Origin of the sequence: Agrobacterium sp. LMR679 (genome assembly GCF_027157905.1) — a bacterium.
Lineage (GTDB): Bacteria > Pseudomonadota > Alphaproteobacteria > Rhizobiales > Rhizobiaceae > Agrobacterium > Agrobacterium leguminum.
This window is the reverse complement of record NZ_JAPVOJ010000002.1, coordinates 273885-293265: the sequence shown is the minus strand read 5'-3', so window position 1 is coordinate 293265 and position 19381 is coordinate 273885. Positions and strand designations below refer to the sequence as shown.

Annotated in this window: 19 protein-coding genes; 13 read left to right on the top strand and 6 right to left on the bottom strand. The window is 60.7% G+C overall.

Annotation, left to right across the window (positions count from 1 at the left end; translation table 11 throughout):
* The first annotated feature begins 73 nt into the window (after positions 1-73).
* The 6 genes from ftsZ (at position 74) to O3W47_RS12260 (ending at position 9095) form a co-directional block, all read left to right on the top strand.
* The gene (gene ftsZ / locus O3W47_RS12285; RefSeq protein ID WP_269313852.1) at positions 74-1834 is read left to right on the top strand and encodes a cell division protein FtsZ; all 1761 of its coding nucleotides are present in this window, start codon (positions 74-76) and stop codon (positions 1832-1834) included.
* A 265-nt stretch (positions 1835-2099) separates the two neighbouring features.
* Positions 2100-3059, top strand: a complete 960-nt coding sequence (gene lpxC, locus O3W47_RS12280) for a UDP-3-O-acyl-N-acetylglucosamine deacetylase (protein WP_003522208.1) — start codon at positions 2100-2102, stop codon at positions 3057-3059.
* Between the two features lie 233 nt (positions 3060-3292).
* A complete protein-coding gene (locus O3W47_RS12275) occupies positions 3293-4159 on the top strand; it encodes an outer membrane protein assembly factor BamD (RefSeq protein ID WP_003522209.1) in 867 nt (288 codons plus the stop codon).
* Positions 4160-4174: 15 nt separating this feature from the next.
* Positions 4175-5848, top strand: a complete 1674-nt coding sequence (recN, locus tag O3W47_RS12270; RefSeq protein WP_269313851.1) for a DNA repair protein RecN — start codon at positions 4175-4177, stop codon at positions 5846-5848.
* A gap of 114 nt (positions 5849-5962) precedes the next feature.
* Positions 5963-8137 (top strand): NAD-dependent DNA ligase LigA, encoded by a 2175-nt coding sequence (gene ligA / locus O3W47_RS12265; RefSeq protein ID WP_269313850.1) that lies wholly within the window; start codon positions 5963-5965, stop codon positions 8135-8137.
* 64 nt (positions 8138-8201) lie between these two features.
* Positions 8202-9095: an aminoglycoside phosphotransferase family protein gene (locus O3W47_RS12260; RefSeq protein WP_269313849.1), complete on the top strand. Its 894-nt coding sequence runs from the start codon at positions 8202-8204 to the stop codon at positions 9093-9095.
* 6 nt (positions 9096-9101) lie between these two features.
* Here O3W47_RS12260 and O3W47_RS12255 read toward each other — a convergent pair whose 3' ends face one another.
* Together O3W47_RS12255 and O3W47_RS12250 are read right to left on the bottom strand one after the other, a co-directional pair.
* Positions 9102-9635 carry a GNAT family N-acetyltransferase gene (locus O3W47_RS12255; protein WP_080816493.1) on the bottom strand — a complete coding sequence of 178 codons (534 nt, stop codon included), beginning with the start codon at positions 9633-9635 and terminating at the stop codon, positions 9102-9104.
* Between the two features lie 182 nt (positions 9636-9817).
* Positions 9818-10747 (bottom strand): DMT family transporter, encoded by a 930-nt coding sequence (locus tag O3W47_RS12250; RefSeq protein ID WP_269313848.1) that lies wholly within the window; start codon positions 10745-10747, stop codon positions 9818-9820.
* A 198-nt stretch (positions 10748-10945) separates the two neighbouring features.
* Here O3W47_RS12250 and gcvA point away from each other — a divergent pair, with 198 nt between their 5' ends.
* Genes gcvA through O3W47_RS12235 form a run of 3 tightly spaced genes read left to right on the top strand, consistent with a single transcriptional unit; the run spans position 10946 to position 13038 of the window.
* A complete protein-coding gene (gene gcvA / locus O3W47_RS12245) occupies positions 10946-11848 on the top strand; it encodes a transcriptional regulator GcvA (RefSeq protein ID WP_269313847.1) in 903 nt (300 codons plus the stop codon).
* Positions 11849-11891: 43 nt separating this feature from the next.
* On the top strand, positions 11892-12500 hold the full coding sequence (locus O3W47_RS12240; RefSeq protein ID WP_127757254.1) for a 3'-5' exonuclease: 609 nt from the start codon (positions 11892-11894) through the stop codon (positions 12498-12500).
* A gap of 46 nt (positions 12501-12546) precedes the next feature.
* Entirely contained in the window at positions 12547-13038 is a 492-nt protein-coding gene (locus O3W47_RS12235; RefSeq protein ID WP_020810267.1) for a CreA family protein, read from the top strand.
* 235 nt (positions 13039-13273) lie between these two features.
* Here the strand turns inward: O3W47_RS12235 and O3W47_RS12230 are convergent, their stop codons facing one another.
* A complete protein-coding gene (locus O3W47_RS12230; protein WP_003522339.1) occupies positions 13274-13741 on the bottom strand; it encodes a chemotaxis protein CheW in 468 nt (155 codons plus the stop codon).
* 87 nt (positions 13742-13828) lie between these two features.
* Here O3W47_RS12230 and O3W47_RS12225 point away from each other — a divergent pair, with 87 nt between their 5' ends.
* The 3 genes from O3W47_RS12225 (at position 13829) to O3W47_RS12215 (ending at position 15839) form a co-directional block, all read left to right on the top strand.
* Positions 13829-14125: a hypothetical protein gene (locus tag O3W47_RS12225; RefSeq protein WP_236774905.1), complete on the top strand. Its 297-nt coding sequence runs from the start codon at positions 13829-13831 to the stop codon at positions 14123-14125.
* 141 nt (positions 14126-14266) lie between these two features.
* The gene (sco, locus tag O3W47_RS12220; protein ID WP_003522341.1) at positions 14267-14866 is read left to right on the top strand and encodes a cytochrome oxidase assembly protein Sco; all 600 of its coding nucleotides are present in this window, start codon (positions 14267-14269) and stop codon (positions 14864-14866) included.
* Positions 14867-14960: 94 nt separating this feature from the next.
* Positions 14961-15839, top strand: coding sequence for a 50S ribosomal protein L11 methyltransferase (locus O3W47_RS12215; protein ID WP_080818669.1), 879 nt, complete (start codon positions 14961-14963; stop codon positions 15837-15839).
* A gap of 146 nt (positions 15840-15985) precedes the next feature.
* Here the strand turns inward: O3W47_RS12215 and O3W47_RS12210 are convergent, their stop codons facing one another.
* Positions 15986-16159, bottom strand: coding sequence for a hypothetical protein (locus tag O3W47_RS12210; protein WP_003522343.1), 174 nt, complete (start codon positions 16157-16159; stop codon positions 15986-15988).
* Positions 16160-16452: 293 nt separating this feature from the next.
* Here O3W47_RS12210 and O3W47_RS12205 point away from each other — a divergent pair, with 293 nt between their 5' ends.
* Positions 16453-18294 carry an aminopeptidase P family protein gene (locus O3W47_RS12205; RefSeq protein WP_269313846.1) on the top strand — a complete coding sequence of 614 codons (1842 nt, stop codon included), beginning with the start codon at positions 16453-16455 and terminating at the stop codon, positions 18292-18294.
* On the opposite strand, the gene O3W47_RS12200 is transcribed toward O3W47_RS12205, so the two are convergent.
* A complete protein-coding gene (locus O3W47_RS12200; protein ID WP_080816506.1) occupies positions 18291-18605 on the bottom strand; it encodes an AzlD family protein in 315 nt (104 codons plus the stop codon). The genes O3W47_RS12205 and O3W47_RS12200 overlap by 4 nt on opposite strands.
* Complete coding sequence (locus tag O3W47_RS12195; protein WP_269313845.1) at positions 18602-19309, bottom strand: AzlC family ABC transporter permease; 708 nt, start codon at positions 19307-19309, stop codon at positions 18602-18604. Before O3W47_RS12195 ends, O3W47_RS12200 begins: the two co-directional genes overlap by 4 nt.
* Positions 19310-19381 lie beyond the last annotated feature (72 nt).

Here is a 19381-nt window from a genome sequence, read left to right as displayed (position 1 = left end):
CGGAGGTTTCAGAGTTGAGTTTTCAAGAATCGGCCAGCGGGGCGATGCGGCCAGAGAAAGAAGGAATGCTAAAATGACGATACAGCTGCAAAAGCCTGATATCACCGAGCTGAAGCCACGCATCACTGTTTTCGGTGTCGGCGGTGGTGGTGGTAACGCTGTCAACAACATGATCACGGCCGGCCTCCAGGGCGTCGACTTCGTCGTCGCCAACACGGATGCGCAGGCGCTGACCATGACGAAGGCAGACCGGGTCATCCAGCTCGGCGTCAACGTCACCGAAGGTCTCGGCGCCGGTTCCCAGCCGGAAGTCGGCCGCGCCGCCGCTGAAGAATGCATCGATGAGATCATCGATCACCTGAACGGCACCCACATGTGCTTCGTCACCGCCGGCATGGGCGGCGGCACCGGCACCGGTGCTGCCCCGGTCGTTGCACAGGCTGCCCGCAACAAGGGTATCCTGACGGTCGGCGTCGTCACCAAGCCTTTCCATTTCGAAGGCGGCCGCCGCATGCGTCTTGCCGAACAGGGCATCGAGGAACTGCAGAAGTCCGTCGATACGCTGATCGTCATTCCGAACCAGAACCTCTTCCGTATTGCCAACGACAAGACGACCTTCGCCGACGCCTTCGCCATGGCCGACCAGGTTCTCTACTCCGGCGTTGCCTGCATCACCGATCTGATGGTGAAGGAGGGTCTCATCAACCTCGACTTCGCCGACGTTCGCTCGGTCATGCGTGAAATGGGCCGCGCGATGATGGGCACCGGCGAGGCTTCCGGTCCGGGCCGTGCGATGCAGGCTGCGGAAGCGGCAATCGCCAACCCGCTGCTCGACGAAACCTCGATGAAGGGCGCTCAGGGCCTGCTGATCTCCATCACCGGCGGTCGCGACCTTACCCTGTTCGAAGTCGACGAGGCTGCGACCCGTATCCGCGAAGAAGTCGATCCGGACGCCAACATCATCCTCGGCGCGACCTTCGACGAAGCGCTTGAAGGTCTCATCCGCGTCTCGGTCGTCGCAACCGGCATCGACCGCGTTGCAGGCGTCGGCGAGCAGAACGTTGCCGATATGCGTGCCGCAGCAGCCGTTGCCAAGCCGCTTATCCGTCCTTCCGCGGCCGTTGCTTCCGCTCCGGCCGCAGTTCAGCCTGCTCCAGCAGTATCGCAGGCACAGAAGGCCGTAGACCCGATCGCCCAGACCATCCGTTCGGCGGAAGCCGAAATGGAACGCGAACTCGGTTTCGCCGCACACCAGCAGCCGGCTCAGGATTTCCGTCCGCAGAGCAAGCTGTTCGCATCTTCTCCGGCTGAAGCGCCGGCGGCTCTCCGTCCGGCCCAGCCGGTTCAGCAGGCCGCTCCGGCACCGGTCGCTCCGGCGCCCCTCTACCATGCACCGGAACAGGTTGCCGCTCCGGCGCCGCGCATGCAGCAGCCGCAGGCTCCTGTTTATCAGGAACCCGCACCGGTTGCCCGCCAGCCCGAGCCGGTACGCATGCCGAAGGTCGAAGACTTCCCGCCGGTCGTGAAGGCCGAGCTGGACCACCGCACCCACGCCGCTCCTGCCGCCCAGGAAGAGCGTGGCCCGATGGGTCTTCTGAAGCGCATCACCAACTCGCTTGGTCGCCGCGAAGAAGAAGAAGTTCCCTCCGACATGATGGATGCGCCGAGCATGGCGCCGCAGCAGCGCCGCGCCCCGCTTTCGCCGGAAGCCAGCCTCTACGCACCGCGTCGTGGCCAGCTTGACGACCATGGCCGTGCAACGCCTTCTTCGGCCAGCCATCACGACGACGACCAGCTGGAAATCCCGGCGTTCCTGCGCCGCCAGTCCAACTAAGGGCGATTCCATCCGCCTCTTCGAACGCCCGGGTTTCACGATCCGGGCGTTTTGTTTATTTTACGTTATTAACACTAAATTAATTCGTATTTTCAAAGGTTTACGCGTGTAACAATCCGAAACGAACAGTGATTTGTCGTGGCACCTACATGTGCGTATGTATGAGGCTGGGTAAAGGAAAACACGGACTTGGCCGGTTGCCAGACCGGCTCGAAAACTTGAACGGCGCTCAAGCGGCGCGGTTTGCAAAACAAGGCATATTCGCATGACTATCGGACTGCTCGGATTTCAGACAACTATCGCAAATGCTGTTCAGCTCAAAGGCATTGGCGTGCATTCCGGCAATCCGGTCTCTATGACGTTCCAGCCCGCAGAAGCCGGAACGGGCATCGTCTTCCACCGCCTTCATGACAATGGTAGCGTTACCGAGCTGAAGGCGGTTTCGGCCAATGTCGGCAATACCGACCTGTGCACCGTGCTCGGCCGTTCGCTTTCCCAGTCGGTGGCGACGATCGAGCACGTCATGGCTGCCATCTACGCCATGGGCCTCGATAACCTCATCGTTGAAGTCGACGGTCCGGAAGCGCCGATCATGGACGGCAGCTCCGCACCTTTCATCGAAGCGATCGAATCGGTCGGCATCAAGAGCCTCGGCGTGAAGCGCCGTTATATTCGCGTCACCAAGCCGGTGCGCATCGATTCGGGCGCCTCCTGGGCGGAATTCCGTCCCTATGACGGTACGCGCTTCGAGGTCGACATCGATTTCGACACACCGCTGATCGGCAAGCAGTCCTGGAAGGGTGACCTGACGGCGGAGAGCTTCAAGAACGAGCTGTCGCGCGCGCGCACCTTCGGCTTCATGCGTGATGTGGAGCGCCTATGGGCCGCCGGTTATGCGCTCGGCTCCTCGCTTGAGAACTCGGTCGTCATCTCCGACGACAACAGCGTCATCAACATGGAAGGCCTGCGTTACGCCAAGGACGAATTCGTCCGTCACAAGACGCTGGACGCCGTGGGTGACCTGGCGCTTGCCGGCGCGCAGTTCATCGGCTGCTACCGCTCCTATCGCGGCGGCCACAAGGTCAATGCCAATGCGCTGAAGGCGCTTTTGAGCGACCGCACCGCCTATGAGATCGTCGAAGCGCCGGCTGCCCGCAACCAGATGGTGCGCGCCCGCGAATTCGTTGCGGTCAACATGCCGGAATTCGCACCCTGGTCTGCGTGAATTCCTTCGCAGGCTATCAATTGACAGAAAAAGCCGCTCCCTTTGGGGCGGCTTTTTCGCGATGCGAACAAGAAGTTGCGTAATATCGCCTGATATTCATGCGATTGCACGGGTCGATGCCATAAAAATGCGTTAATGCGTCATCATTGCGTTGCCCTGCGGATGCTTTTATGGCTAGAACGCCAGTGCAAAGCCGATGCTTATGTATTTGCGCGGGAAGTGGGAACTGTCGAATGAAGCATGTAGGGTCTGGTGCAATGAAGGGTACGATGCGGGGGATCGCCGTCTCGTTGATGTTGGTCGGCGCGAGTGTCGCCGTCACGGCCTGCCAGTCCGATCCGGATATCGACATCACCAAGCTCGGCGTCGAGACCGATCCGCCGGATGTTCTGTACAAGCAGGGGCTTGCCAACATGAACGCCGGCAACATGACGGAAGCCTCACGCAAGTTCGAGGCGATCGACAAGCAATATCCCTTCACCGAATGGGGCCAGAAGGCGCTGGTGATGCAGACCTTCATTGCCACGCGCACCAACAAGAACGATGTGGCCATTACCAACGGCAGCCGGTTCCTGCGCCAATATCCGCGCTCCAAGGATGCCGCTTACGTTCAGTACATGATCGGCCTTGCCTATTCGAAGCAGATTTCCGATGTCACGCAGGACCAGCGCGCCGCACAGCGTACCGTCGAGGCGATGAACAAGGTCGTCAACGACTATCCCGATTCGGAATATGTCGCCGACGCACAGGCCAAGATCCGTTTCGCCCGCGACCAGCTCGCCGGCCGCGAAATGCAGGTCGGCCGTTATTATCTTGAGCGCAAGGAGTATCTCGCCGCCGTTTCGCGTTTCCGCATCGTCGTCGAGCAGTACCAGAACACCAACCAGATCGAGGAAGCGCTGGCGCGTCTGACGGAAGCCTATTACGCAATGGGCCTGGTGGACGAAGCGCAGACCGCGGCTGCCGTTCTCGGCAACAACTATCCTGACAGCCAATGGTATTCGGATTCCTACAAGCTGCTGAAGGGCAGCGGGCTGGAGCCGCGGGAAAACAAGGGGTCCTGGATTTCGCGCGCCGGCAAGAAGCTCATCGGCGCCTGAGACGGGGCATAGGCCATGCTGGTCCAGCTCTCGATTCGCGATATCGTTCTCATCGAAAGGCTCGACCTCGGTTTCGAGGCGGGCCTTTCCGTGTTGACGGGCGAGACGGGTGCGGGCAAATCCATTCTTCTCGATAGTCTCTCGCTCGCGCTTGGCGGGCGTGGCGATGGCGGCCTTGTGCGGCACGGGGAAGAGAAGGGGCAGGTTACCGCCACCTTCGAGGTCCCGAACAATCACCCGACACGGCTTCTCCTGCGTGAAAACGGTCTCGACGACGATGGCGACCTGATTTTCCGCCGGGTGCAATCCTCTGACGGGCGCACCAAGGCCTATATCAACGATCAGGCCATCAGCGTGCAGATGATGCGCCAGCTCGGGCAATTGCTGGTCGAGATTCATGGTCAGCATGATGATCGCGCGCTTGTCGATACCGATGCACACCGCACGCTGCTGGATGCCTTTGCCGGGCTGAGCGATGAGGCTCGCGGCGTTCAAGGCCTATACCGCACCTGGAAGGATGCCGAGCGTGCGCTGAAGACGCACCGCGCCAAGGTGGAGGCGGCGGCGCGCGAGGCGGATTACCTTCGCTCTTCCGTCGAGGAACTGGAAACGCTCTCGCCGCGCGACGGTGAAGAGGATGAGCTGGCCGAGCGTCGTGCGGTGATGCAGAAATCCGAACGCATTGCTGGCGATATCGCCGAGGCAAGCGAGTTCCTGAACGGCAATGCGTCGCCCGTGCCTGTCATCGCCTCGATGATGCGGCGTCTGGAGCGCAAGAGCCACGAAGCGCCGGGATTGCTGGAAGACACGGTGCAATTGCTGGATGCCGCGCTCGACAGCCTTTCCAATGCGCAGATGGAAGTGGAGGCGGCGCTGCGCCGCACCGAATTCGATCCGCGTGAGCTGGAGCGGGTGGAGGAGCGGCTGTTCGCGCTGCGTGCCGCCGGGCGCAAATATAATGTCGCCGTGCCCGATCTGCCGGCTCTCGCCGAAAAAATGGTGGCCGATCTCGCCGATCTCGATGCCGGCGAAGAAAAGCTCGGCAAGCTCGAGGCCAATCTCGGGGTGGTGAAGGCCGATTTTGACCGTGCCGCGCAATCGCTTTCCGACAAACGCCGCCATGCGGCGGATGCGCTTTCCAACGCGGTGATGGCAGAACTGCCGGCGCTGAAGCTGGAGCGGGCGCGGTTTACCGTCGAGGTAACCTCCGATCCCGAGCAGGCGACGGCCGACGGCATCGACACGGTGGAATTCCACGTCCAGACCAATCCGGGCACACGTCCCGGCCCGATCATGAAAGTGGCCTCGGGCGGCGAATTGTCCCGCTTCCTGCTGGCGCTGAAAGTGGCGCTGGCGGATCGCGGTTCGGCACCGACGCTGGTGTTCGATGAAATCGATACGGGTGTCGGCGGCGCGGTGGCGGATGCCATCGGCCAGCGGCTGCGCCGCCTGTCCAAAACCGTTCAGGTGCTGTCCGTCACCCATGCGCCGCAGGTGGCGGCACGGGCGGCGACCCATCTTCTCATTTCCAAGGGCCCGTCTGGCGACGGCAGTGAGCGAATCGCCACGCGCGTAGCCACCATGGAGCCGAAACACCGCACCGAAGAGATTGCCCGTATGCTCGCCGGCGCGTCGGTGACGGACGAGGCGAGGGCTGCGGCGGCTCGCCTGTTGGCGGCCAAGGACTGACGGCTGCGCGCTGCGTTGGGCGAGCGGATTCGGCTTGTGAGTCCAGCGGCAAAACTGTTTTTAATGTTTGTTATTTCGGCTAAAAGCGTTCGGTAATTCCGAAAAGAGGCCGTCATGTCGAAAGACCAGAAATCCGTCGAAAACCTCACCGAGCTTGAAGCCTCTTCCGAGCTTGCGTTTCTGGCAGCCGAGCTTGCGCGCCATGATGCGCTTTACCATGGCAAGGATGCGCCGGAGATTTCGGATGCGGACTATGATGCGCTGAAGCGGCGTAATGACGCCATCGAGGCGGCTTTCCCGGCGCTGGTACGGGCCGACAGCCCGTCGAAAAAAGTCGGTTTCGCACCGCTTCCGACCTTTGCGCCCATCGTGCATGCGCGGCCGATGCTGTCGCTCGACAACACGTTTTCGGAAGAGGATTTGCGGGATTTCGTGAGTTCCGTCTATCGCTTCCTCGGGCATCTGCCGGACGATTCCATCGCCTTCACCGCCGAGCCGAAGATCGACGGGCTTTCCATGTCGATCCGCTATGAGAACCGCAGGCTGAAGACGGCGGCGACGCGCGGTGACGGCACGACGGGCGAGAATGTCACCGCCAATATCAGGACCATCAAGGAAATTCCGAACGAACTGCCCGCCGATGCGCCCGATGTGGTGGAAGTGCGCGGCGAGGTCTATATGGCCAAGAGCGACTTTCTGGCGCTCAATGCCCAGATGGAGGCCGAAGGCAAGCAGACCTATGTGAACCCGCGCAACACGGCATCCGGTTCCCTGCGCCAGCTCGACGCCAATGTGACGGCGAAACGCAAACTGCGGTTCTTCGCCTATGCGCTGGGCGAGGTTTCGAATGGCGGCCAGCCGGCGCGGATTGCCGATACGCAATATGGCATCGTCGAGAAATTCCGGGAGTGGGGATTTCCGGTCAATCCGCTGATGAAGCGATTCACCTCCGCCGAGCAATTGCTTGAGCACTATAATGAAATAGGCGTGGCGCGGCCCGATCTCGATTATGATATCGATGGCGTGGTCTATAAGGTCGACCGGCTCGATCTGCAGGAACGGCTGGGCTTCCGCTCGCGCAGCCCGCGCTGGGCCACCGCCCATAAATTTCCGGCCGAGCAGGCCTTTACCACCGTCGAGAATATTGAAATTCAGGTGGGGCGCACCGGTGCCTTGACGCCGGTGGCGCGTCTCACCCCGATCACCGTCGGCGGTGTCGTCGTCACCAATGCGACGCTACATAATGCCGATTATATCGAAGGCATCGGCAATAGCGGCGAGCGCATCCGCCCCGGAGATCACGATATTCGCATCGGCGACACGGTGATCGTGCAGCGCGCCGGTGACGTCATTCCGCAGGTGCTGGATGTGCTTCTGGAAAAGCGCCCGGCCGAGGCAGTGAAATATGCGTTCCCGGAAAAATGTCCGGTCTGCGGCAGCCATGCGGTGCGGGAGCGTAATGAGAAGACCGGCAAGCTCGATTCGGTCACGCGCTGCACGGGCGGGTTCGTCTGCCGGGCGCAGGCGGTGGAGCACCTGAAACATTTCGTCTCGCGCAATGCCTTCGATATCGAAGGCCTCGGCACCAAGCAGATAGACTTCTTCTTCGAAAGCGACGATCCGGCGCTTTCGATCAAGACTGCGCCTGAGATTTTCACCCTCAAGGCGCGGCAGGAAGCCTCGCATCTGACCAAGCTCGAGAATATCGACGGCTTCGGCAAGGTCAGCGTCAGAAAGCTGTTCGACGCCATCGACGCTCGCCGCGAAATCGACCTGCACCGGCTGATCTTCGCGCTCGGCATCCGCCATGTGGGTGAGACCACGGCGAAGCTGCTGGCGCGCTCCTATGGCACTTACGAACATTTCGAAGAGAGCATGAAGGCGGCAGCCGACCCGGCGAGCGATGCCTGGGCCGAACTCAACAGCATCGACGGCATCGGCGAAGTGGTGGCCCGCGCCATCATCGAATTCTACAAGGAGCCGCGCAATCTCGATGTCATCGACAGGCTGATACGGGAGTTGCAGCCGAAGGAGGCCGAAAAGCCCTCGACCGATGGCAGTCCGGTGGCGGGCAAGACGGTGGTGTTTACCGGCTCGCTGGAGAAATTTACCCGGGACGAGGCGAAGGCCCGGGCGGAAAGCCTGGGCGCCAAGGTTGCGGGTTCCGTTTCGAAAAAGACCGATATTCTGGTGGCAGGGCCGGGAGCCGGGTCGAAGCTTGCCAAGGCGACGGAACTGGGCGTGCAGACCATGGATGAGGACGAATGGCTGGCCTTGATCGGCGGCTGATACACCGTCATGGCAATGTTGTCATCTGCCGCTAGAGCTTTGCGCCTGACACGGAGAGCACAGCATGGATGACCGCATTGTCGTCAGCACAGAGCAGGTCCGGGCGCTGGTTGACAGCCAGTTTCCGCAATGGGCAGGGTTAAATATCCGGCCGGTGGAACTGAGCGGCTGGGACAATCGCAGCTTCCGTCTTGGCGATGAGATGCTGATCCGCATGCCAAGTGCCGCCCGGTATGTTGCGCAGGTGGAGAAGGAACATCGGTGGCTGCCGGCGCTTGCGCCGCTCCTGCCTTTTCCGATCCCTGCGCCATTGGCGCTCGCGCAGCCGGGACAGGGTTATCCGTTCCGCTGGTCCGTCTATCGCTGGCTTGAGGGCGAACCGCTCGCCCGGTATCTGGATCGCGTTGATCTTTCAACCATCGCCATTGATGTTGCCGCGTTTTTAAGGGCATTGCACGGGGTGGATGCTTCGGATGGCCCACCCGCAGGCGCGCATAATTTCCATCGCGGCGGCTCGCTTTCGGTCTATGACGGGGAGGCGAAGGCTTCGGCGGCGCGGCTTGCCGATGAGGTGGATCAGGCGCTGGCCATGGAGATATGGCAGCTTGCGCTTTCGAGCCATTGGCGGAAGCAGGGAGTGTGGGTGCATGGAGACATTGCCGAGGGCAATCTGCTGGTGAAGGACGGCCGGCTTTCGGCCGTCATCGATTTCGGCAGTTCCGGCGTCGGCGATCCGTCTTCCGATCTCATCCTCGCGTGGAATGTGCTCGATGCGGGAAGCCGCGCCGTTTTTAGCCGGGCGCTGGATCTGGATGAGGCGACATGGCAGCGAGGGCGCGGCTGGGCGCTGTGGAAGGCTTTGATCGTGCTGGATGCGGAGCGCGGGCGTAACGACAAAATGGCCGAATGGTCGCGGCGGACCATTCGGGAAGTGTTTGCGGATCACCTGGATAACTGACCGGAACTATCGAAGACGCGCCATCACGTGGGCATCGACATATTTTCCGTCACGATAGGCGTCGTTGCGCAGGGTGCCTTCGCGTTCGAAACCGAATTTCTCGTAAAGCCGGATTGCCGGGAGATTGTCGGTGAAGACGTTCAGCTCGATGCGGCGTATATCGTGCCAATTGTCGGCCGTGTCGATCAACGCCGCGAGGATATATGATCCAACGCCCTTGCCTGCAAAATCGTCGTGGACACTGATCACCAGATCGGCGATGTGGGACTGTCTTCCTGCCCTGCGAAACAGTCCTGCATTGGCAACGATCTTTCCACGCCATTCGCCAACGATGGCGATATCGTTCGGGCCGCGGTTTTCCATCGATTTTCGCGTTTTTTCAACGGACTGAAACGGCTGCCGAAGCGTGCCGTGACGGACGCCGGGCAGGTTGAACATTTCGGTCAGGGCTCCCGCATCGTCCAGACGCGCCGCACGCAGGACGACTTCGTTCAAGCTGAATTGAGATTCTTCATTGTCGGCAAATTTTATATTCTGCATGCCTGTCTCCTTGGGCGTATGGGAGCAGGTTTGCGGACCCTGCTCTAATGGCAGGGTGGAAATGGATCGCTTAACGCGACGACATACCTCTCCCTGCCGGGTGGCCGGTGATGGTATGGCGGCGGGTGATGTTCTGTTTCGTTGCGATCATGCACGCAGGATGCTTTTGCCGCATGGTCCTGTCAAGCGGGTGCGTTGCGCAGCAGGCTTCTGAGTTTTGCCGGCAGCCTGCCGTCGATCGCCGCAAGACCGGCGGCGATCATTGCCATGCCGGCGAAGTGCTTCATCTCCAGTTGCTCGCCGAGGAGCAGCGAACCGAGCAGGATGGCGCTGACGGGAATGAGAAAGGTGACGAGGGCGAGGTTGGTGGCGCCGGCGCTGGCGAGGATGCGGAAGAAGATGAGGTAGGCGAGCGCTGTCGACAAGAGGGCGATGCCGACAAGCGCGCCCCAGGTTCCGAGGCCCGGCATGGCGAGCGTCCATGGTTTATCGATGAGAAGGGCGGCCGGGATGAGCATCAGGGTCGAAGAGGAAATCTGGCCGGTGGCGGTCATCAGCGGCGGTACGCCCATGGCCTTGAAACGGCGGCCGAAGATTCCCGCGAAGGAATAGGAGATGGCCGCGCCGAGAATGGCGATCTGGCCCCAGAGGCCGGATGAGCCGGTGAAGGCGGCCGGGCCGATCATGGTCGCCACGCCGGCAAAGCCGATCAGCACGCCGGTAAGCTTGTTGCCGGTCATCGTCTCGTCGGCGGTCAGAAAATGGGCGACGATGACGGTGAAGAGGGGCGTGGTGGCATTGAGGATCGAGGCTAGTCCGCTGGCAATATGGGTCTGGCCCCAGACGATCAGGCAGAAGGGGATGATGTTGTTGAGCAGGCCCATGCCGAAAAAGGCGCGCCACACCGCCCATTCACGCGGCAGGCGAAGGCCCATGATGCGGCAGACGATGAGAAGTGCGATTGCCGCCAGGCTGACGCGCAGCGTGACAATGGTGACGGGCGGCAGTTCCTTGACGGCGACGCCAATGAAAAAGAACGATCCGCCCCAGAGAAGCGAAAGCGCGACAAGCATCGCCCATTCGCGGGCATCCATCTGTTTCTGTATCGCCATCGTCATCTCCCAAAAGCATGAGTATCGACATGATCGCAGGCGGGCTCGTCGCCATCCACCCGATATCAGTTGAGCTTAGCTCAAACTGGAGATGGATGGTTTTAACTGCGTTTCAGGTCTTGTTGCGTCTATTTACTCCCTGTTTTATGGTGTTTTCAAACGATTGTTTCTCGTTCGATAATTGAGATGAGCTAAACCATGGCAGCCGAACTTCCGTCTTTGAAAGGGTTGCAGGCCTTCGAGGCCGCGGCACGGTATCGCAGTGTCACGCTTGCTTCCAATGAGTTGAATGTCACGCCCGGTGCCGTCAGCCTGCAAATCCGGGAACTGGAGGCGCGGCTTGGCGTGCAATTATTTTTCCGCAAGCCGCGCAGCATCCAGCTGACGCGGGAGGGGGAGCGTTATTACGGCGCGCTTCGCACCGCCTTCCGGATGATGCGCGAGGCGACGGCGGAACTGACGGCGCGCTCCGAGATTACGGTTCTGACGCTGAGCTGTACACCGACCTTCGCCGTGCAATGGCTGATGCCGCGATTGCCTGCCTTCCAGCAGCAACACCCGCAGGTGGATGTCCGCATCAGCGTGACGAACCGATTGGTGGACTTTTCGAGGGACGATGTCGATCTGGCGGTACGGCACGGATTCGGTCGGTATGAAGGGCTGGAGAGTATCCGCTTCATCGATGACGGCACTCTACCGGTCTGTTCGCCGCAGCTTCTGGAAAAATATGGGCCGCTTCAGGAGGCGGGGGACCTGAAATCCATTCCGCTTCTGCACGATGAAAACCGCAATGAATGGCGGCGCTGGCTGGAGGCGGCGGGAGATTCGGAGGTGGATGCCTCCGGCGGCACCGTCTTCATCGACAGCAATGGTGCGCTGGATGCGGCCAAGGCCGGGCACGGCATTGCGCTGACCCGGCGTTCGCTGGTTTCCCGCGAGCTTGCGGAAGGCGCATTGATTGCGCCCTTCGGCAAGGACATGGCCAGCACGCTCGCCTATTTCCTCGTTTATCCCAGGCGTATGCTGGATAATCCCGATCTGGTGACGCTCATCGACTGGATGCTTTCGAAAGCGGGTTCTGCCGAGGCTGGTTCTCTTTGACGTCAATCCGGTCTATGCCGGAATGAAACAACGGGAATCACTCTTGAAAACCATCGCCATCGATTTCGAGACCGCCAATGAGGAACGGGGCAGCGCCTGCTCCGTCGGGCTTGCATGGATAGAGGACGGCGAGATCGTTCGCGTCGAGGAACGGCTGATCCGGCCGAAGGACATGCGGTTTTCGCCCTTCAACATCGCGGTGCATGGCATCCGCCCGGCCGATGTCGAAGATGCGCCGGAATTTCCCGAGGTGATGGAGGAGTTCATCGACGACTTCCACGGCGCCACCATGATCGCCCATAATGCCGCCTTCGATTTCAGCGTCATGCGGGCGTCCTTCGATAAATACCGGCAGTCCTATCCCGATCTTTCCTATCTGTGCAGCGTCAAGATTGCCCGGCATGTCTGGCCCAATCTGGCGTCGCACAAGCTGAATGTCATCGCCCATCACCTGCAGCTGCGTTTCGTGCATCACAATGCCGCCGAAGACGCCGTTGTCTGCGCGGCCGCTTCGATTGCGGCGGCCAAGGCCTTGCGCGTCGCCCATATCCGCGATCTGCCGGAAAAGATCGGCATGGTCGCGGGGCGTCTCACCTCCACCGGTTACCAGCCCTGCAGCATGAAAAAACGCGCCGTCTCACGGGTTGCGTAACGGTGGCTTCCACCTATGTTTGAAGCAGCGTAACGGAGAAGATGCGATGACGATGAAAACTCTGTCGGGTTTGTTTGCGGGCTTTCTGGCATTGCTTCCGGTGACAGCGGCGCATTCGCAGGTCGTGGGAGAGGTCGGTGTCGACTGGATCGGCAACGATATCGTAATCGAGGCGATCGCCGATCCGAAGATCAAGGGCGTGACCTGCCATGTGACCTATTTCGAGCGCGGCGTCATCGACCGGCTTAAGAATGGCAACTGGTTCGAAGACCCTTCCAACAATGCCATTTCCTGCAGCCAGACGGGACCGGTGGAGATCGGCGACATCGATCTCTCCAAGGGCGGGGAAGAGGTGTTCCGGCAGGGCATGTCGCTGGTCTGGAAGAAGCTCGTCGTCAGCCGCGTCTATGACAGGGCGAACGATACGCTGATCTATCTGGTGCATGCGCGGGAGCTGACCGACGGTTCGGCCAAGATGGCGATCTCCACGGTGCCGCTTTATAACCAGCAGGTCACATGGCAAAAGGGCAAGCCGTGAGATTTTGTCCAACCCTGTCCGTCATGCCGGACTTGATCCGGCATCCAGCCACGGGGCGTCTGCGCCGTGAAAGAGTCTTTCGCGATCAAGGATTTGATCGCGCTGGACCCCGGATCAGGTCCGGGGTGACGGAGTGCTTCTGAAACGGGACTGCCAGACTATGCAACCCGCGCCGCTTCAACGGCGCTGGCGCCAAGCGCTCCAAATCCTATCAAGAGGCAATAGCCAGCCTGGATCAGGCCGCTTCGCGTGCCAGCTCGTCCGCAATCACGGTGTCGAGGTTGAGGAAGCAGACCATGCTCTTTTCCAGCGCCACGATGCCGCGGCAGAAGCTGCGCTGCTCTTCCGGAATGATATCGGGTGCGGGCTGCAGGTCTTCGGAGCGGATGGTCATCATGTCGGAGACCTGTTCCACCAGCAGGCCGACCAGCTTGCCGCCGATATCGGTGACGATGATGGCGGAGCGTTCGGACGGTTCGGTCATTTTCATGCCGAGGCGGCCAGCCATGTCGATGACGGGGATGACGGCGCCGCGCAGGTTGATAAGGCCGAGAACATAAGGCGGAGTGTGCGGCATCGGGGTAACCGGCGCCCAGCCGCGGATTTCGCGGATCGCCATGATGTCGATGCAGAATTCCTGATCGCCCAGATGGAAGGAAACGATTTCGAGATATGCGCCGGATTGCTTGATGGCGTTGGACATGACGGCAGGTTTCCTCTGATGGCTCTCTAACAGGCCCACGCAGGATTGAGCTTTATGCGGTGGCCGGAGAATGGACCGGGAGACATCATGTCGAGGCTTAAAAACCGCTATGGTCATAATGCACAGCAAGATTTTAAACTTTCCCTAACAATTGCTGCTGCTGCGCCGGCAAAACCCAGTATTTTGGCGGTTTTCGCGCTCACGCAAACAGGTTATGATGGGCATATGAACGCACTCGTTTCCCATCCGCTGAAGTTTATTCTGGCTAGTCTTGCCGCTGTGGCCTCGCTTGCCATCGTGCTTCTTGCCTTTGACGGCTGGGTGCGGCACGGCACGGATATTTTCCTGTCCACGGTACAGAGCGGCATCGCCTGGTGCCTGTGACGCGTTTTCCGGCTGCGGATTTGTGACAAATCAGCGCGGTTCCCGCAAATACGCCCAGTTGATTTGCCGTCCCCGTCGCCTTTCGTTATCTGTCTGCCAGGGCCTGCGATGTGCCGCCGGCTTTCGGGGTAGGATTGGACAATGAGAAATATTCGCATCGTATTGTGGGCCGTCGTGCTCGTTCTCGCCGGCGTTGTCAGCTGGTTGACGATCGAAATGACGAAGACGCGTAATGAAATGGTGGAGACGGCCTATGGTGTGCCCTTCCAACTCACGGCGCAAAACGGCCAGCCGATCACCGAAAAGGCCTTTCAGGGCAAGCCGACAGCGCTGTTCTTCGGTTTCACCCATTGCCCGGAAGTCTGCCCGACGACGCTTTTCGAGCTGAACGGCTGGATGGAGAAGGTGGACCCGGCCGGCGACAAGCTGCAGGCCTATTTCGTCTCCGTCGATCCCGAGCGCGATACGCCTGAAATCATGCAGCAATATGTCTCCAACGTCTCGAAGCGCATCACCGGCATCACCGGCCCGGCCGACAAGATCGCCGAGACGCTGAAGGGGTACCGCATCTATGCCAAGAAGGTGCCGGTGGATGAGAAGGATCCGAATGGCGATTACACCATGGATCACACGGCGTCCGTCATCCTGCTGGATGCCAATGGCCGCTTTTCCGGCACCATTGCTTATGGTGAAAACCCCGAAGTTGCCGAGCAGAAGCTCCAGAATCTTCTGAAGGGCTGATAGAGGCGGCATAATTGCGCCGGGCTTATTGGACTGGCCGAGGTTTTGTGGCAAAGGCAAGAACAATAACCTCATCCAGAGAAAGCAGCCCGCCGTGAGCGAAATCCGACTTTACGTCACCACGACCGAAATCCAGGCGGGTGAAATCCTCGATCTCATGTCGGACTATTTCGGCGAGGAGGATGTCGCGATTGCCACGACCGAGGTGGATGAGAAGCGCGATATCTGGGAAGCCTCGGTCTATCTGATGGCCGAGCAGGAGGAAGAGTTCCGCGAGCGTGTCAGCGCCCTGCTTGCTCCCGCCTTTCCCGGGCTCGTCATCGAGAAGGAGATCGTTCCTGATGTCGACTGGATCGCCAAGTCGCTCGAGGGGCTGAAGCCGGTGCGCGCAGGGCGTTTCATCGTGCATGGCGCCCATGATCGCGACAAGGTGCGGGCGAACGATCTGGCGATCGAAATCGAGGCGGGACAGGCTTTCGGCACCGGCCATCACGGCACGACGGCCGGTTGCCTTGAGATGATCGAGGAGGTTCTGCGGGCGCGGACCGTGCGCAATGCGCTGGATCTCGGCACCGGCAGCGGCGTTCTGGCAATTGCCGTGCGCAAGATGCGTCCCATTCCCGTGCTTGCGACGGATATCGACCCCATCGCCGTCAAGGTGGCGAAGGAGAATGTGCGGCTGAACGGCATCGTCTCCGGGATGGCGCTGGAGACCGCGCCGGGCTTCCACTCGGACGCCTTCCGCAAGCACGGCCCGTTCGATCTCATCATTGCCAATATTCTGGCCCGGCCGCTCATCAAGATGGCGCCGCAGCTCGTCACGCATCTGGCGCCCGGCGGCACCGTCATCCTGTCCGGCATTCTGGCGTCGCAGCGCTGGAAGGTGCTTTCCGCCTATAATGGCGCCCGGCTTTCCCATGTCCGCACCATCTGGCGCAACGGCTGGGTCACGCTGCATCTGCGCAAAGACTGAACCAGCGGCGACATCCCTTTCGGGCAAAAGAAAAGGCGGCGCTTTCGCGCCGCCTGGAAACCCGCGAGCATGGGAGGAGCTTGCTCAAGCGGGTCGACGTATTCCTGTTCGGCGCGGTGGAGGGAGGATCGCCGCGCCGGACGTCATCAGAATACGTAGCTGGACTTTGCCTTGCGACGAAGATCGGCGCGGTTCATGCCGAGCGCTTCCAGCGACTTGTCGTCGAGGTTCAGAAGGGCGGCGTTGACATGGCGGCTGACCTGACGCTCGCGTGCTTCAACGACGCGATCGAAGGCGGTGCGGAGGAAAGATTTTGCCATTGCTTCAAATCCTTGTTTGCCAGGAGAGTGTCTCTCTCGCTGTGTTGATCTGAAGATAAGCGATGTGTTTTTGTTTAGTTAGAGGGGATATCTCAGGGTAGATATGCATTTATCGCATGTCACTTTGCCATGAGTATTACTTATTTCGTAAAAACTGCACAATTTATCGCCGCAATCCGGTCTGTCATATATGGCTTGAAACCGGCTTTGTCCGCGTGGCATTGTCGTTGCGCGCCAATGATTTGACGGCGCAACTTGCAGCTTTTCTCCATGACAGTTCCCGAAAGACGCCCATGTTCCAGACCTTCGAAAACAAATCCGCGCCGCAATTCGGCAAGGCCCGTGTCGAGGCGCTGCGCGCCGGTTTCGATGCCCTTGGTATCGACGGTTTTCTGGTGCCGCGCGCCGATGAATATCAGGGAGAATATGTGCCGGAATGCGCCGAGCGCCTGTCCTGGCTGACCGGCTTTACCGGTTCCGCTGGCATTGCGCTGGTGACGCGCACGGAGGCGGTGGTTTTTGTCGATGGACGTTATACGACGCAGCTCAAGTCGCAGGTCGATCAATCGATCTTCAGCGGCGGCGATCTGGTTGGCGCGCCGCCTTCCGTCTGGCTGGCCGAACATGCTCCAAAGGGTTTCCGGCTCGGCATCGATCCATGGCTGCACACCGGCGCGGAGTTGAGGCGGCTGGAAAAGGTGCTTGCCGGCAAGGGCGGTTCGGTCGTTCTCCTGGAGAAGAACCCGCTCGATACCCTGTGGCAGGACCGTCCCTCCGAGCCGCTGGAGCCCGTCGTCATCCAGCCGGAGGCCTTTACCGGCAAGCTGGCGAAGGAAAAGATCGCCTCGCTGGCGGAGACGGTCTCGGCAAAGGATGCGGATGCCCTGCTGGTTACCGATCCGTCGTCCATCGCCTGGATTTTCAATGTTCGCGGCAATGACGTGCCGCATACGCCGCATCCGCTCGCCCGCGCCATCATCTATGCCGATGGCAGGGCGGATATTTTTCTCGACAAGCGCAAGACAGGCATCGAGACTGAGGCCTATCTGGCGCAGCTCGCGACACAATTGCCGCCGTCGAAGATCGCTGACCGTCTGCATGCCATTGCCAGTGCCAAGGGCCGCGTCATGGTGGATGCCGATCTGACCCCGGTGGCGCTGACCGGCGCGATCACCGCGGCGGGCGGCTCGCTGATCGAGGAGGCGGATCCCGTTCGCCTGCCGCGCGCACGCAAGAACAAGGCGGAACTGGCCGGTTCGGCAGCCGCCCATGTGCAGGACGGCGCGGCCATGGTCGAATATCTCTGCTGGCTGGACCGCCAGCAACCGGGCAGCATTACCGAAATCGCCGCCGTCAAGGCGCTGGAGGCCGCTCGGGCCAAGGTGGGGCAGGGGCTGCAAAACCCGCTCAAGGACGTGTCTTTCGATACGATTTCAGGTGCCGGTGAACATGCCGCCATCATCCACTACCGCGTCACCACCGATACCGACCGCACACTTGCGGACGGGGAGATGTTCCTCGTCGATTCCGGCGCGCAATATGTCAACGGCACTACTGACATCACCCGTACCGTCGCAATCGGTGCCGTTCCGGAAGAGCAGAAGCGCTTCTTCACGCTGGTGCTGAAGGGCATGATCGGCATCAGCACCGCACGGTTTCCGAAGGGAACGCGCGGTTGCGATCTCGATCCGCTGGCGCGCATCGCGCTGTGGAAGGCGGGAGCGGACTACGCCCATGGCACCGGCCACGGCGTCGGCTCCTATCTTTCGGTGCATGAGGGGCCGCAGCGCATTTCGCGGCTTTCGACGCAGGAGCTTCTGCCCGGCATGATCCTGTCCAACGAGCCGGGTTATTACCGGCCCGGCGCTTTCGGCATCCGCATCGAGAACCTGATCTATGTGCGCGAGGCGGAAGAGGTGGTCGGTGGCGACCAGCCGATGTTCTCTTTCGAGACGCTAACCTGGTGCCCCATCGACCGCCGGCTTGTCGTCACGGCGCTTTTGACCGACGAGGAGCTGGAATGGCTCAACGCCTACCACGCCGCGGTTCTGGAGAAGCTTTCCCCGCTCATCACCGAGGAAGAGGTAAAGGCGTGGCTCGTGGCCGCAACCAGGCCTTTGGAGCGGATCGCTTAAAACAGCGAAAAATGCCGGATGGCGATGACGATGGCCCAGCCGATGGCGAGCATCGTCAGGCCGGGAAAGCGCAGGCAGACCAGAAGGGCGGCCACCATGCCGATCTTCACCTCGTATCCGCCTTCGAAAAAGGCGGGTGCGACGAGCGTGGTCAAAACCGCTACGGGAACGGCGTTCAGCCCCGCCTCCATGCGCGGCGGGATGGATTTCATCCGCGTCATCAGGACATAACCGCCGATGCGGGTGAGATAGGTGGCGATGGCGGCGAGCGCGATCAGGATCAGCGTATCAGTGTGCAGCATGTCGCTCATGGCGTTTCCACCCCGCTTTCAGAATTCGGCTTCGGCGGATAGATGACCGCGACGAGAATTCCGGCGACGGCGCCGAGGCTGACATGCCACGGCGAGCCGACCATGTGATAGGCAACCGTTGCGCCCACCGCGCTTGCCAGCATGACAGGGTAGAAATTCTCCCGCTGGCGGAAGCTCAACACCATGCCCATGAAATAGATCGGCAGCAGCACATCGAGACCGATGGCTTTCGGATCGCCGACGAGATTGCCGAGCGATGCGCCGAGAATGGTCATGGCCAGCCACAACACATAGACCGGCGCGGCAAAGCCCATGTACCAGGAAAAGCCGACCGTGCCGGTATTTTCGTATTTCCTGACCGATTCGGCGAATTGCGGGTCGACCAGCACGAAGAAGCCCGCGGCCTTCTGCAGGAAAGACCAGTTCGAGATCATCCGGGCAATGGCGGCCGAATAGAGGATATGGCGAAAATTGACGGCGAAGACGGATAGAACGATCAGCCAGGGGGCAACCTTCTGGCCGAAGAGTTCGATACCCACGAGCTGGCTCGCGCCCGCATAGACGGTGCCGCTCATGATCGTGGCTTCGGTGACGCTGAGCCCGTTATCGACCGCGACCGCGCCGAACAGCGCACCGAAGGGGGCGGCGGAGAGGGCGATCGGGAAACCGCTCTTCAATCCCTCGCGAAAATCTGCATTGAACATTTCTGGAAACTCCTTGCCCGCCGCTCTATCGCCGTCCCGCCCGGCTGGCAAACGAATTGCATGAATGGATCG